General features: G+C 63.2%; 13 protein-coding genes, 1 pseudogene and 1 riboswitch. Of the genes and pseudogenes, 10 read left to right on the top strand and 4 right to left on the bottom strand.

What is annotated here, in order from left to right:
- Nucleotides 1-5 precede the first annotated feature (5 nt).
- A complete protein-coding gene (locus EJ076_RS14865) occupies nt 6-1226 on the bottom strand; it encodes an MFS transporter (RefSeq protein ID WP_126068386.1) in 1221 nt (406 codons plus the stop codon).
- 120 nt (nt 1227-1346) lie between these two features.
- Between EJ076_RS14865 and EJ076_RS14870 the strand changes: the two genes are divergently transcribed.
- Nucleotides 1347-1955 (top strand): TetR/AcrR family transcriptional regulator, encoded by a 609-nt coding sequence (locus EJ076_RS14870; protein WP_126068387.1) that lies wholly within the window; start codon nt 1347-1349, stop codon nt 1953-1955.
- 93 nt (nt 1956-2048) lie between these two features.
- The gene (locus EJ076_RS14875) at nt 2049-3032 is read left to right on the top strand and encodes a hypothetical protein (protein ID WP_245463050.1); all 984 of its coding nucleotides are present in this window, start codon (nt 2049-2051) and stop codon (nt 3030-3032) included.
- A gap of 104 nt (nt 3033-3136) precedes the next feature.
- Here the strand turns inward: EJ076_RS14875 and bluB are convergent.
- Nucleotides 3137-3811 (bottom strand): annotated as a pseudogene (gene bluB, locus EJ076_RS35780) (5,6-dimethylbenzimidazole synthase); the annotation flags it as partial.
- 2 nt (nt 3812-3813) lie between these two features.
- Nucleotides 3814-3994, bottom strand: a riboswitch (cobalamin riboswitch).
- A gap of 121 nt (nt 3995-4115) precedes the next feature.
- Here bluB and EJ076_RS14885 point away from each other — a divergent pair.
- From EJ076_RS14885 to EJ076_RS14910, 6 genes are all read left to right on the top strand, one after another.
- A complete protein-coding gene (locus EJ076_RS14885; protein WP_109662226.1) occupies nt 4116-5042 on the top strand; it encodes a histone deacetylase family protein in 927 nt (308 codons plus the stop codon).
- Between the two features lie 3 nt (nt 5043-5045).
- Entirely contained in the window at nt 5046-5297 is a 252-nt protein-coding gene (locus EJ076_RS14890) for an exodeoxyribonuclease VII small subunit (RefSeq protein ID WP_013532792.1), read from the top strand.
- A 98-nt stretch (nt 5298-5395) separates the two neighbouring features.
- The gene (locus EJ076_RS14895) at nt 5396-5662 is read left to right on the top strand and encodes a DUF2277 domain-containing protein (protein ID WP_126068389.1); all 267 of its coding nucleotides are present in this window, start codon (nt 5396-5398) and stop codon (nt 5660-5662) included.
- A 42-nt stretch (nt 5663-5704) separates the two neighbouring features.
- The gene (locus tag EJ076_RS14900) at nt 5705-6625 is read left to right on the top strand and encodes a pirin family protein (protein ID WP_126068390.1); all 921 of its coding nucleotides are present in this window, start codon (nt 5705-5707) and stop codon (nt 6623-6625) included.
- Nucleotides 6626-6726: 101 nt separating this feature from the next.
- Nucleotides 6727-8640, top strand: a complete 1914-nt coding sequence (dxs, locus tag EJ076_RS14905; protein WP_126068391.1) for a 1-deoxy-D-xylulose-5-phosphate synthase — start codon at nt 6727-6729, stop codon at nt 8638-8640.
- A 149-nt stretch (nt 8641-8789) separates the two neighbouring features.
- Nucleotides 8790-9083 carry a hypothetical protein gene (locus tag EJ076_RS14910; protein WP_126068392.1) on the top strand — a complete coding sequence of 98 codons (294 nt, stop codon included), beginning with the start codon at nt 8790-8792 and terminating at the stop codon, nt 9081-9083.
- A 101-nt stretch (nt 9084-9184) separates the two neighbouring features.
- Here EJ076_RS14910 and EJ076_RS14915 read toward each other — a convergent pair whose 3' ends face one another.
- The gene (locus EJ076_RS14915) at nt 9185-10264 is read right to left on the bottom strand and encodes a GNAT family N-acetyltransferase (protein WP_245463051.1); all 1080 of its coding nucleotides are present in this window, start codon (nt 10262-10264) and stop codon (nt 9185-9187) included.
- A gap of 65 nt (nt 10265-10329) precedes the next feature.
- Nucleotides 10330-11325, bottom strand: a complete 996-nt coding sequence (locus EJ076_RS14920) for a sterol desaturase family protein (RefSeq protein ID WP_164548641.1) — start codon at nt 11323-11325, stop codon at nt 10330-10332.
- Between the two features lie 334 nt (nt 11326-11659).
- Between EJ076_RS14920 and EJ076_RS14925 the strand changes: the two genes are divergently transcribed.
- Nucleotides 11660-12424 (top strand): TlyA family RNA methyltransferase, encoded by a 765-nt coding sequence (locus EJ076_RS14925; protein ID WP_126068395.1) that lies wholly within the window; start codon nt 11660-11662, stop codon nt 12422-12424.
- Nucleotides 12421-13662, top strand: a complete 1242-nt coding sequence (locus tag EJ076_RS14930; RefSeq protein ID WP_126068396.1) for a class I SAM-dependent RNA methyltransferase — start codon at nt 12421-12423, stop codon at nt 13660-13662. Before EJ076_RS14925 ends, EJ076_RS14930 begins: the two co-directional genes overlap by 4 nt.
- Nucleotides 13663-13670: the final 8 nt, after the last annotated feature.

A 13670-nucleotide genomic window follows, 5' to 3' on the forward strand; every position in this document is an offset into this window, starting at 1 on the left:
GGCTATCACTCGGCCGGGATTGCTGCTTCGCATCCATCCAGTTCGCATTCGTGCGTGGCAAGGCTGCGCTGGCCAAGCAACACTGTGGCCAGGGCGATGGTGCCTGAAGCCACCGAGACCCAGAACCCGCTCTGGGCGCCGAACGCATCCACCACCGCACCGGCGGCAAACGAGCCGAGCGCCATGCCGATGCCGATGCCGGTCATGACCCAGGTGATGCCTTCGGTCAGCATCGCCTCCGGCACGTGCCGCTCGATCAGGCCGAAGGCGGTGATGAAGGTCGGCGAGATCGCCACGCCGCTGATGAACACGGTCAGCGCCAGCAGTGGCACGGTGTCGGCGGTGAGCGGCAGCAGCGTGCCGAGCGCGACGAGGGCGACTGCGATGGCCAACTGGCGTTGCAGTGGCGCTTTCAGGCTAAGCGCGCCGACGACGAGGCCGAGCACGAACGATCCCAGCGCATAAACCCCGATGACAAGGCTGGCGGCGCCCGGCTCGCCGAGGTCCTTGGTGATTGCCACCGTGCTCACTTCCGTCGTCGCGAAGGTCGCGCCGATGAAGATCAGGGCAAAGGTGATGATCTGCACCGGCCGCAGGCGGATTGCCGAGCCGCTCGAGACATGATTGACCGGCCGGACTTGCGGTTCGGTTGAACGCTGTAGGATAAAGGCCGCCGAGCCAAGGGCGAGGAACAGCGTGCTGACCAGGACACCAGCCTCCGGGAACAGCGCCGCACTCAAACCCACCGAAAGCGACGCACCGGCAATATAGACCAGCTCGTCCGCAGCCGACTCGAAGGCGAAAGCGGTGTTCATCTGCGGCCGCCCGCGGAAAATCTCGGTCCAGCGCGCGCGCACCATTGCCGGCATGCTGGGCATGGCGGCGGCCAGCAACGCCGACACAAACAACGTCCATACCGGCCAGTCTTGGTTGGCCGCCGCAATCAGGACGGCGAAAGCCAGCACGGAGATGATGGTGGTGGGCACCACGATCCGTGTCTGGCCCAAGCGATCCACCAGCCTTGATATCTGCGGCGCAACGAAAGCGTTGGCCAGCGCGTATGTCGCGGAGACGGCACCCGCCAGCCAGTATTCGCCGCGCGTCTGCGACAGCATCGCCACGATGCCGATCGGCGCCATGGCGATCGGCAGGCGCGCCATGAAGCCGGCGGCTGCAAAGCCCTTGGCTCCGGGGGCACGAAAGATTTCCGAATAGGGATTTTGCATGGGTGGTTCCTCGACAAAGGACGATTCGACAATTACATACGAAGCGTATGACTGTTAAATAGAGCATACGTCGCGTATGTCAATTGGCATACGTAACGTATGTGAATGGGTCCAGAAGCCATGCATAAGCCCCGCAAGGAGATGATCGCCGAGACGCGCGCCAAGCTGATCGCGGCCGCCCGCCATGCCTTCGGCACAACAGGCTATGCCGAAGCCTCGATGGATGATTTCACTGCATCGGCCGGGCTGACGCGCGGCGCGCTCTATCATCATTTTGGCGACAAGAAGGGATTGCTGCAGGCAGTCATCGCAGAAATCGACGGCGAGATGGCGGCGCGCGTGAACGAAGTGGCGGCGAGGGCCCCGACCCGCTGGCAGCATTTCGTCGACGAATGCACAACCTATATCGAGATGGCGCTGGAGCCGGAAATCCAGCGCATCATGTTCCGGGATGGTCCGGCCGTGCTGGGGGATCCGGCACAATGGCCGAATGCCAATGCGTGCATCGCGTCAATGGCCGGCCATCTGACGACGCTGCAGGAGGAGGGGGTTGTCGTCTCCAGCCTCGACCCCGAGACGGCCTCGCGGCTGATCAACGGTGCGAGCAGTCAGGCGGCGCAACGGATCGCCAATTCGAACGACCCCGAAGCGACTTCGAAGAAGGTGGTGACGGCGTTCAAGCAACTGCTCGAAGGCCTGCTCAAAAGGCCAGATACGCAACCGAACTGAAGTCCCGGCCGTGACCCGAGGCCACGGCTGGCAATTGACAATCGCCTGGTTGAGTTCATCCTCTGCCACCATCTCTGAAGGGAGATTCGGGGCATGTGGGATTTCGATATCGGCAGGTCGGTGTCCATCATGATGCGGACCTGGCCGTTCATTGTCTTTCGCATGATCGTCTATTTCGGCATCACGCTGGCCTACATCATGGCGACCGGTACCGGCGCCTCCGTCGGCTATGGCGTCGGCCATATCTCCACCGATCCCGACGGGCCGCTGTCCTTTGCCTTGTGGGGCGGGGTGGTCGGTTTCGGCATCGTCTCGATCGCCGTCTACTGGATCCGCGAATATATCCTCTATGTCGTCAAGGCCGGCCACATCGCCGTCATGGTCCATCTGGTCGACGGCCGTGACATTCCCGGCGGCCAGGACCAGATCGCCTACGCCAAGGACATCGTGACCCAGCGTTTTGCCGAGGCCAACATCCTTTTCGTCGTCGACCAACTGGTCAAGGGCGCCATCCGCGCCATCACCGGCCTGCTCGGCGGCATCGCCGCCTTCTTGCCGATTCCGGGCCTGAGCGGCCTGGTCTCCTTCATCAACACGGTGATCCGCCTGTCGCTGACCTATGTCGACGAGATCATCCTCGGCTACAACATCCGCATCAATTCAGCCTCGCCGTTCGAGACGGCGCGCCAAGGCGTGGTGCTCTATGCCCAGAACGGCAAGGTCATGGTCAAGAACGCCGTCTGGCTGGCGGTCATCATGTGGGGCGTGTCCTTCGTTATCTTCCTGCTGATGCTGGCGCCCGCCGGCGCCATTCTTTTCCTGATGCCTGGGCAACTCGCAGGCTGGGCCTTCGTGCTCGCCATCGTCTTCGCTTGGGCCTTCAAGGCGGCGTTCATCGAGCCTTTCGCCATCGCTTGCCTGATGCAGGTCTATTTCAAGACCATAGAGGGCCAGGTGCCTGATCCGGCCTGGGACGCCCGGCTGGCCGAGGCGTCGTCGAAGTTCAGGGAGCTTAAGGACAAGGCGCTGGCCTCCTTCGGCGGCTCGCGCTGGGGTACAGCCGGCGCGACACGCTGATCCGGAGCGGCATCGACGGCGTTGAGGCGCGCCACGGTTGACTTCAGCGGCACCTCACCCTGGCCGCAAAAAATCTCGCTCATGATCAGCTCGGGCAGCGGCAGCCGCCGTCCCCAGCCATGCGTTTCGAGGTCCGGCTTTGGCGCGAACTCGGAAACACGGCCGACGCAGAGATAGGCGACCGGCGTCACATGCTCGGGAATCGACAGCAGGCTTTTCAGCGCCTGCGCCTCGATGATGCTGACCCAGCCGACACCGACGCCTTCGGCGCGCGCCGCCAGCCAGAAATTCTGGACCGCGCAGACGGTGCTGTAGAGGTCCATCTCCGGATTGTGCCAGCGTCCCAGCGGCGAACCCTTCGAACGCTGCCGGTCGCAGGTGATACAGATGTTGAGCGCGCTTTCGCAGATGCCTTCCAGCTTGAGCTTGCGGTAGAGCGCCTGCCGCTCTTCGTCGATCGCCGGCAGTTCCTGTTCGCGTGCTGCCAGGAACAGGTCGCGCACCTTTTCCCGCCGCCCGGCGTCGCGAATGACGATGAAGTTCCAAGGCTGCATGAAGCCGACCGACGGCGCGTGATGAGCCGCAAGCAGCAGCCGCGCCAGCACCTCATCGTCGAGCGCGGTGGGCAGGAAATGGCTGCGCACGTCACGCCGTGTGAACATGGCGCGATAGACCGCATCGCGCGCGTTCTGGTCAAATCCGTCGCCGACAGGAGCAGTCATGTGTTCCGGCATCGCTTGTCCCCTTGCGATTGCAATCAATGTCGTCCGCCTGACCATGCGGATGACGATGCCTGCCAGGCCGGTCTTCTGGCTCGGGATCAACCCGCGTCCGGTGCCTTCCCGTCATCGACAGTGGCATTTACCGGCGCGGTCCCCCTTACAGCGTTGGGCACGCCACGGAGTTCAACCGTGTTCCCGATTCTCCCGCTTGCGGCGGGCACCAGGCAGTGGCGGTGACCTTACGCCGAAGCGCTGAGGACGCCAATGCCCGCAGCGACACGAATGGACGCAGGCGTGATTTTCCCCAGCCATCGGCCGCCCGCGCATGGCCTTTGTCGATCCGGGTCACTAGATTAGGACGATGACCACTCGTCTCTACACCCATCCGATCTTCCTTGAGCACCTCACGCCGCCCGGCCATCCCGAGCGGCCGGACCGCTTGCGCGCCATCGAGCGCGTGCTCGATGACGAGGCGTTTGTCGGGCTCGATCGCGTCCAGGCGCCGGAAGGCGACGAGGCCACCATCCTCTATGCGCATCCCGCCGATTTTATCGCCCGCGTCCGCGCCGCCATTCCCGACGAAGGGATCGCGCGCATCGACGCCGACACCACTGCCAGCCCGAAGAGCTGGCAGGCGGCGATCACCGCGATCGGTGCCGCCAACGCTGCCGTCGACGATGTCTTCACAGGTCGCGCCGACAATGTCTTCGTCGCCGCCCGGCCGCCCGGCCACCATGCCGAAAAGACCACGGCGATGGGCTTCTGCCTGTTCAACACCGCAGCGATCGCGGCACGTTACGCGCAGAAGAAACACGGTGTAGAGCGCGTTGCCGTCGTCGACTGGGACGTGCATCACGGCAACGGCACGCAGGATATTTTCTGGGACGATCCAACGGTGCTCTATTGCTCGACGCATCAGATGCCGCTTTATCCCGGCACCGGAGCAAAAAGCGAAACCGGCACCGGCAACATCGTCAATGCGCCGCTGGCGCCGCAGACTGGCAGCGAGGTCTTTCGCGATGCCTTCCTTTCGCGCGTGCTGCCGGCGCTCGATAATTTCGCGCCCGACCTGATCATCATTTCGGCCGGGTTCGACGCACACCATCGCGATCCGCTGGCCGAGATCAACCTGACCGAGGACGATTTCGACTGGGCGACCGGCCAGCTGATGCAGCGTGCGGCGCGCCACAGCGGCAACCGGCTCGTCAGCCTGCTCGAGGGTGGCTACGATCTGCAAGGATTGGCATTTTCGGTCGCCGCCCATGTCGGGCGACTGATGAAAGGATGAATGATGGCTGGTGAGACCAACGAAGACGTCAAGGCGATGAGCTTCGAACAGGCACTCGACGCGCTGGAGAAGATCGTCGATGATCTGGAGCGTGGCGACGTGCCGCTCGACCAGTCGATCAGGATCTATGAGCGCGGCGAGGCGCTGAAGGCACATTGCGACCGGCTGCTGAAGGCAGCTGAAGACAAGGTCGAGAAGATCAGGCTGTCGCGCGACGGCAAGCCGGTTGGAACGGAGCCGCTTGACGCGGACTGAGGCCGCAGCCGTCTCACCGACTTTTGGACACGATCATGACTGAGGATAGAGTTCGTCCCGATTGAAAGCGCTCCAGGACAAGAGGAGATACGGAAGCGATGTGCAGAAACATCAAGACCCTGTTCAATTTTGACCCGCCCGCAACCAACGACGAAGTCCTCGACGCCGCACTTCAATTTGTCCGCAAATTGAGCGGAACGACGCGGCCCTCGAAGCAGAACCAGCATGCTTTCGACCACGCCGTCGAAGCCATCGCCGCCTCGGCGCGCGAATTGCTCGATTCCTTGGAAACCCATCAGCATCCTCGCAATCGCGAACAGGTGGCGGCCAAATTACGAGCAAAGTCGGCGATCCGCTTTGCTTGATGCGCCCAGGCGGCCTTTGACCGCTGACAAGGAGATCATCTCGTGAGCTTCTTCCCCGGAAACGACCCACAGGCCGGCGATGCCTTCGCCAGCGACCAGATCGAATTGATGGTCATCCCCAACGCCAAGGATATTGGTGGTTTCCAGGTGCGCCGCGCTCTGCCGACCGCCAAGAGGCGGCTGGTCGGGCCTTTCATCTTCTTCGACCGCATGGGCCCGGCGATCCTGCGCGCCGGCCAGGCGCTCGATGTCCGTCCGCATCCGCATATAGGCCTGTCGACGGTCACCTATCTGTTCGACGGCAAGATCAGGCATCGCGATTCACTCGGCACCGAAATGGTCATCCAGCCGGGCGACGTGAATTTGATGACCGCCGGCCGCGGCATCGTCCATTCGGAGCGCACGCCCGAAGAGTTGCGTGGCGCGCCGATGTCGATCTCCGGCCTGCAGACATGGCTGGCGCTGCCGGACGGCAAGGAAGAAGTGGCGCCGGTGTTCGAGAACACCGCAGCACTACAGCTGCCCGAGATCGACGCCGAGGGCGTCAGCGGGCGCGTCGTGATTGGTGATTTCCAGGGGTTGCGATCCCCGGTCAGGGCCGACTCCGAGACGCTCTATGCCGACCTGCGTCTGGCGCCCGGCGCCAGCGTGAAAATCCCGGCCGATGCCGAGGAGCGCGCCATCTACACCTTGGAAGGCGAGGTCTCGATATCAGGTGACGTCTTTCCGGCGGAACGGCTGCTGGTGTTTCGGCCAGGCGACGAGATCGTCGTGTCGTCGGACACCGGCGCGCATTTCATGCTGTTTGGCGGCGCCTCTCTCGGCTCGCAGCGTTACATCTGGTGGAATTTCGTCTCATCGTCGAAGGAGCGCATCGAACAGGCCAAGCAGGAATGGAAGACAGGCCGCTTCGATATCGTTCCTGGAGATGAGGAGGAGTTTATTCCGCTGCCGGAAAGCTGAGGAAAATCGGTGAGGGGACCTGATCGTCCGCGTCACTGGCACGCATTTACTTTCACCGTCTGGCGGCCTATCCCGCCGATGAACAGAAAGCCTGAGCACCCGTGAACGCAACGCCGCATACGCCGCTTCTCGACAAGGTCCGCATTCCGGCCGACCTGCGCACGCTTGCCGAGAGCGAGCTGCCGCAATTGGCATCCGAGCTTCGCGCCGAGCTGATCGACGCCGTCTCCCGCACCGGCGGCCACCTTGGCGCCGGCCTTGGCGTGGTCGAGCTGACGGTGGCGCTGCACTATGTCTTCAACACCCCCGATGACCGGCTGATCTGGGATGTCGGCCACCAGGCCTATCCGCACAAAATCCTGACCGGCCGCCGCGACCGCATCCACACACTGCGCCAGGAAGGCGGCCTGTCCGGCTTCACCCGCCGCGCCGAGAGCGAGTACGATCCCTTCGGCGCAGCCCACTCCTCGACATCGATCTCGGCCGGCCTCGGCATGGCCGCTGCTCGTGACCTCTCCGGCGGCCGCAACAATGTCATCGCCGTCATCGGCGACGGCGCCATGTCTGCCGGCATGGCCTATGAGGCGATGAACAATGCCGGCGCGCTCGATGCACGGCTGATCGTCATCCTCAATGACAACGATATGTCGATCGCCCCGCCGACCGGCGCGATGAGTGCCTATCTGGCGCGTCTGGCCTCGGGCAAGGCCTATATCGGCCTGCGCGATTTCGGCAAGAAACTGACGTCCTACCTCGGCAAGCGGGCGGATCGTGCGATCACAAGGGCGGTCGAGCATGCACGCGGCTACGTCACCGGCGGCACGCTGTTCGAGGAGCTCGGTTTCTATCACATCGGCCCGATCGACGGCCACAATCTCGAGCATCTGATCCCGGTTCTGAAAAATGTCCGCGACAATGGCGAAGGCCCGGTGCTGATCCATGTCGTGACCCAGAAGGGCAAGGGCTACGCGCCGGCGGAAGCCGCCGCCGACAAATATCATGGCGTCAACAAGTTCGACGTCATCACCGGCGCGCAGGCCAAGGCGCCGGCCAACGCACCGGCCTACACCAAGGTGTTCGCCGAAAGCCTGGTTCAGGAAGGCCGTGAGGACGACCGCATCGTCGCCGTCACCGCCGCCATGCCGAGCGGCACCGGCCTCGACCTGTTCGGCGAAGCGTTTCCGTCGCGGATATTCGATGTCGGCATCGCCGAACAGCACGCTGTGACCTTCGCCGCCGGCCTTGCCACCGAAGGCTACAAGCCGTTCGCGGCGATCTATTCGACCTTCCTGCAGCGCGCCTACGACCAGGTCGTCCACGATGTCGCCATCCAGAAATTGCCGGTGCGCTTTCCCATCGACCGGGCCGGCTTCGTCGGTGCCGATGGCGCGACCCATTGCGGCGCCTTCGACACCACCTTCCTGGCGACCTTGCCGGGTTTCGTCGTCATGGCGGCGGCCGACGAGGCGGAGCTGCGCCACATGGTGCGCACCGCGGCGAGCTATGATGAGGGCCCGATCGCCTTCCGCTATCCGCGCGGCAATGGCGTCGGCGTCGACATGCCGGAACGCGGCTCGGTTCTCGAAATCGGCAAGGGCCGCATCGTCAAGGAAGGCACCAAGGTCGCGCTGCTGTCGTTTGGCACGCGGCTGCAGGATTGTCTGATCGCCGCCGAGGAGCTGGGTGCTGCCGGGCTCTCCACCACGGTTGCCGATGCCCGTTTCGCCAAGCCGCTCGACGAGGATTTGATCCGCCGGCTGGCCCGCTCGCATGAGGTTCTGGTGACGGTGGAGGAGGGCGCCGTCGGCGGCTTCGCCAGCCATGTGCTGCAGTTCCTCGCCCACGAAGGCCTGCTGGAAAGCGGCCTGAAGGTGCGCCCGCTGGTGTTGCCCGACGCGTTCACCGACCACGCCAAGCCCGAGAAGATGTATGCCGATGCCGGGCTCGACGCAGCCGGCATCGTGCGCACGGTCTTCGTCGCGCTCGGGCACAGCACCCGCGCCCAGCGCGCCTGAATCAAAGTCTCAAAGACTTGAATCAGTTTGCCGGCCAACGATCTTAAGGCATTGTTTACGCTGACGTTTGGCTTTTCGCTTACCGTGTCTCTTGGCCTTTTTTCAACGGCGCCCTGCTAGATCATTGGCCAGGCAGGGAGACAACAACAATGAAAGCGCTTCTGTGCGGCGTAGCGCTTTGCGCCGTCCTCGTCGCGCCGGCCGTCGCCGAAACGCGCTATGATCGCAGCCTCGAAAAGGCGGCGGTGGGCATCGTCGCCGGCAAGATGGGCGACATCCGCGGCGGTTTTTCCTACAAGCAGGTGCCGCAATTGGTGGTCCTGCCGGACCCTGTCTCCGCGCCTGCGGTTGCGACCGAGCCTTCACGTGAGCAAGCTTCTGGGGATCGTGACGACGGGTTGTCCCCGGCCGTCGAGCGCCAGGTTTCGCGAACCATTTTCTAGATTAGAGGCCAGTAGGCCTAAGGCAGCTTAAGAGGGTATGATCGGATCGGTTTGCGCCCGACCTTTTCATTGTGCTCGCCGTCATGCAGGCGATGGCAATCTTACTCCTCCGCCAGCTCCGCATGTTTCGATGGTTTCTCGGAGCGCCAGGATTTCGTGGCATGGCGGGCGCGGTCGGCCAAGGCGGCGAGGCGTCCGGGCAGGCTTCGCCCACCCATCACCGACGATAAGGTCACCGAATGCGTCGCAAAGCGGCGCTTGAAATCTTCGCCACCGCAGAGAAAGTCGACCGTGGTCAAGCCCCGGTCAAGCGACCACTGGATGTAATCCATCATCAGGACCATGCCCGGCGAGGCACGCTCGAAGGCCGGGTCATAGGTTGTGACGAAAGCCATCATCGTTCCATGCTGCTCGAAATTGATCGAGATGGCGATGATCTCGTTTTCGCGTTCGAGCACGAAGATGCGCAGCAATCCGAGCCCGGCCAGCACGGACACCAGTGCTGCCAGAGCGGTGGAGCCTTCGTCGAAGAGGTCCGAAACGCGGCCGTGCTTTGCCAACCATAGCCGCTTCAGCGCCGCGACGCGCTCAAGCACCGGCTCGCGGGCTTCGTGCGCTTCCATCAGGCGGAAGCGCAGCGCGCCGCCTTCCTCCATGAATTTGCGGCCACGGCGATAGTTTTGCCGGGCTTTTTTCGATTGGCTTTCGAACCATTGCGCGCCGCCTTGCCAGGCGCCAGCGACACGATAGCTGACCTCGCTGCGGTGATTTGGCTGCAAGATCGTACCGCGGCCTGGGGCGGCGGGACCGAGCAGGGCCGGCAATCGGGCATCGGGCAAAAGACGATTCAGATAGACAAGGTCGAAGCCGCCATCGTCGAGGATGCGTTGCCAGAGCTGCCGCAGGATCTGCGGGTCGCAATCGGGGGCAAGCAGGACATCGCCATAATCGCAGTGGTCCTTCGCCGCCCATTCCAGGACGCGGATACCCGAGCGTCTGAAGGTCGCGAGCGCAATGACGGCCACGAGCCGCTCGTCGCTCCAGACCAACCCGATCCTGAGGCCACGCCGATCCTGATGCGGCGTCGTGCGCCACCACGCCGAGATCCAGTCCGGATGCTGGAAAACGAGGCCGCCGGCGCGTTGCCAGAGCGCCGCCCAGGCGGGCGCGATTTCTGCCACGCGTGCATCCGAAGTTGCGACTTCGATCCGGTGCGTTCGCGGCAGCCGGCACACGACAGGCCCGTTCAAGGCTTGGCCCTTTGCGATGATTGCTGTGGCTCGGGCTTGCCGGTTCGGAAGTGTCTGGCGATCTGCCACCACATCCGCTTCAGCGGCATGATATAGAGCCCTGCGAGCGACTGATAGTCGCGCACGTTGCGTTCGATCAACCCGAATTTGAAGTCCTCGTCGGGTCTGGGAACGCATAGAGTTCCGAAGAGCCGATCCCAGAACGAGAAGAGCAGCCCGAAGTTCTTGTCGTAGTGGCGCGGGTCCGTGCTGTGGTGCAACTGATGCCAGTGCGGGCACAGGATCAGGTTGTTCAGCGGCCCGAACGAGATCTTGAAATGCGTGTGCCTGACGAAATCCATCATCAGGATGTTGCGTATGATGTAAACGTTGACGCCGAAGACCGTCAGTTCAACGAGGTTCAGCGACACCAGCGACCAGATGCCAAAGCAGATGCCGGGAATGACACCGTCCCAAGCGCGGTTCATCAATTCGTCGAGCGGGTGGACGCGATCCTTGGTGATGCCGACCATCACCTCAGCCGAATGGTGCACCTTGTGCAGTTCCCAGAGCACCGGATAGCGGTGCTGGGCGACGTGATAGAGATAGTACGAAATGTCGTAGGCGAGCAGCATGGTGATGGTGAAGATCGTCACCGTCACCGGGCCTGCCGGGCCCTCGATCAGGGGCGGCTGGATCGCCAGGAGCGTCGAGAGCAGCCAGTTCGTCGCATAGCCGACGGCGCTGACGAAGACGATGCCGGCAGGCAGCATGAGGAATGGCATGAGGGCCTTCCTCGTCACCCAGAACAAAAGATCGGCCCTTGCCGAGGGATGAGTGATCACCTCGTGCGGGATCGCGAACTCGAAGAATTCCTTCCAGCTCTTTTTCTCGACCGTGCGCCAATAGGCGACGAGGGCGCTGACCAAAGCGGTCAGCAACAGAAGTCCGGTCGCCAGCAGGCCGGCGCCGGAAATCCGGTCAAGCACCTTGTAGACGATATCGCTGGCCATTTCCAAGGTTGACGCCTCTTCACCCTGTTTTGCGGGCTGTCGCAGTCATAACATTTAGTCCTCAAGCAAATGCGACGAAAATAGGTTAACGATCCATGAGATTTCTGGAATTCGGGACAGTGGTCTGCAAACGGCTACGCCTCGTGCTTCGGCAACCACCCGTTTCAACGAGTGTAGCGCACGGATTTTCAAAGGATGGAAGCGTGACAGAACTAACCGCCATCGTCTCAAAGCCCAATATTGCTGGGATGATGGTTGGAGTGGGTAACGAATGCCTCCCTCAATGCCCGGTTGGCGCCCTTGCCATCGTCGTCGGCTTTCGCCATGAAGGCCGATGAATTCGCCTCTGCCAGCCAGCACCCGCCAGCGGCTCGACGACCTGCTCGTCCAGCGCGGGCTGTTTGTCAGCCGCTCACGTGCCCGCGACGCGGTCGAACGCGGCACGGTGACGGTCGACGGTGTCCTCGCCCGCAAGCCCGGCCAGAGTGTTTTGCCGCAATGCCTTGTTACCATCGACGATCCGGCGCAAGGCTATGTGTCGCGCGCGGCACTCAAGCTGATCGGTGGGCTCGACCATTTCGGCCTTGATCCTGCCGGCTGCGAGGCGCTCGACGTCGGCGCCTCGACCGGCGGCTTCACCCAGGTTCTGCTGGAGCGTGGCGCTGCTCATGTCACCGCGATCGATGTGGGGCATGGTCAGCTGCACCCTGATGTCGGAGGAGATCCGCGTGTAACGGTGATCGAGGGTCTGAACGCCCGCGATCTCACAGCCGCCGATCTTGGCGGTCGTATTCCGGATTTCATCGTGTCCGATGTCAGCTTCATTTCGCTGAAACTGGCGATGCCACCGGCGCTTGGCCTTGCGAAGGCTGGCGCCAAGGCCATGTTTCTGGTCAAGCCGCAATTCGAGGCTGGTCGCGAGGCGATCGGCAAGGGTGGTCTGTTGAAGGATCCCTACGACGCCTCCCGTGTCGCCGGCCTGCTGCAGGATTGGCTGGACGCCGTTCCCGGCTGGCGCTCGCTCGGGCTGCATTTGTCGCCGATCGAGGGCGGCGACGGCAATCGCGAATTCCTGCTCGGTGGGATCAAGGACCGATGAGCGCGCGCTTCAGCATCAGGAAACTCGGCGCCCAGGGCGACGGCATCGCCGAGACCGAGACAGGCGATCTGTTCATTCCTTTTACATTGCCCGGCGAAACGGTCACCGCCGCGCGCGAAAGGGATCGCGCCATGCTGATGGCGGTGCTGGAAGCCTCGCCGCTGCGCATCGATCCCGCCTGCCGCCACTTCACCGGATGCGGCGGTTGCGTGCTCCAGCATTTCGAAGCCGAAGCCTATCGCCAGTGGAAACGCGAAAAGGTGGCGCACACCCTGAAGGGCAAAGGCATCGATTGCGAGATTGGCGAACTGGTCGCTTGCGCGCCGCACACGCGCCGCCGTGTCGTGCTTGCCGCCCGGCGCACCGATACAGGCATGCTACTCGGCTTCCATCGCCATCTGTCGCCGGAGATCATCTCGATCGAGGAATGCCCGATCTCGCTGCCGGAGATCGTCGCCGCGCTCGATCGCCTGAAGGCACTCGCCGAATTGGTCTGCGCCACCACCAAATCGTTCCGCATGGCGGTCACCGTGACCGGTTCGGGGCTCGATGTCGCGGTCTATGAGTCAGGCAAGTTGGGCGAGAACCAGCGTCGGGTCGCCTCCAACTTCGTCATGGCCCAGGGATTTGCCCGGCTTTCAATCGACGACGAGATCGTCATCGAACCCAAAAAGCCGGTGGTCACGTTCGGCGGCGTGGCCGTTGCCATTCCGCCGGGCGCCTTCTTGCAGGCAACCGAGGCTGCAGAACAGGCGATGGCCGATATTGTCGGCGGACATCTGAAGCGTGCCAAGAAGGTGGCGGATCTTTTCGCCGGTTGCGGCAGCTTTGCCTTGCGGCTGGCAATGAAATCGGAAGTCCATGCGGTGGAGGGTGATGCGGCAGCCCTTTCGGCGCTCGACCGGGGATCACGCTTCGCCACTGGCCTGAAGCGGGTGACGGGCGAGCGCCGCGACCTGTTCCGCCGGCCACTGACGTTCAAGGAATTGAATGCCTTCGACGGTGTGGTCTTCGACCCACCGCGCGCGGGCGCCGAAGACCAGTCGAAGCAGATCGCCCGCTCGGATGTGCCGTATGTTGCCGCGGTGTCCTGCAATCCGGTGACGCTGGCTCGCGACCTGCGCATCCTCATCGACGGCGGTTACACCTTGAAAAGCGTGACACCGATCGACCAGTTCCTGTGGTCGCCGCATGTCGAGGCGGTGGCGCTGCTGGAGAAGCCGAAGCGGCGACGGTAGCCGGAGGC

This window comes from Mesorhizobium sp. M7D.F.Ca.US.005.01.1.1, from assembly GCF_003952545.1.
Lineage (GTDB): Bacteria > Pseudomonadota > Alphaproteobacteria > Rhizobiales > Rhizobiaceae > Mesorhizobium > Mesorhizobium loti.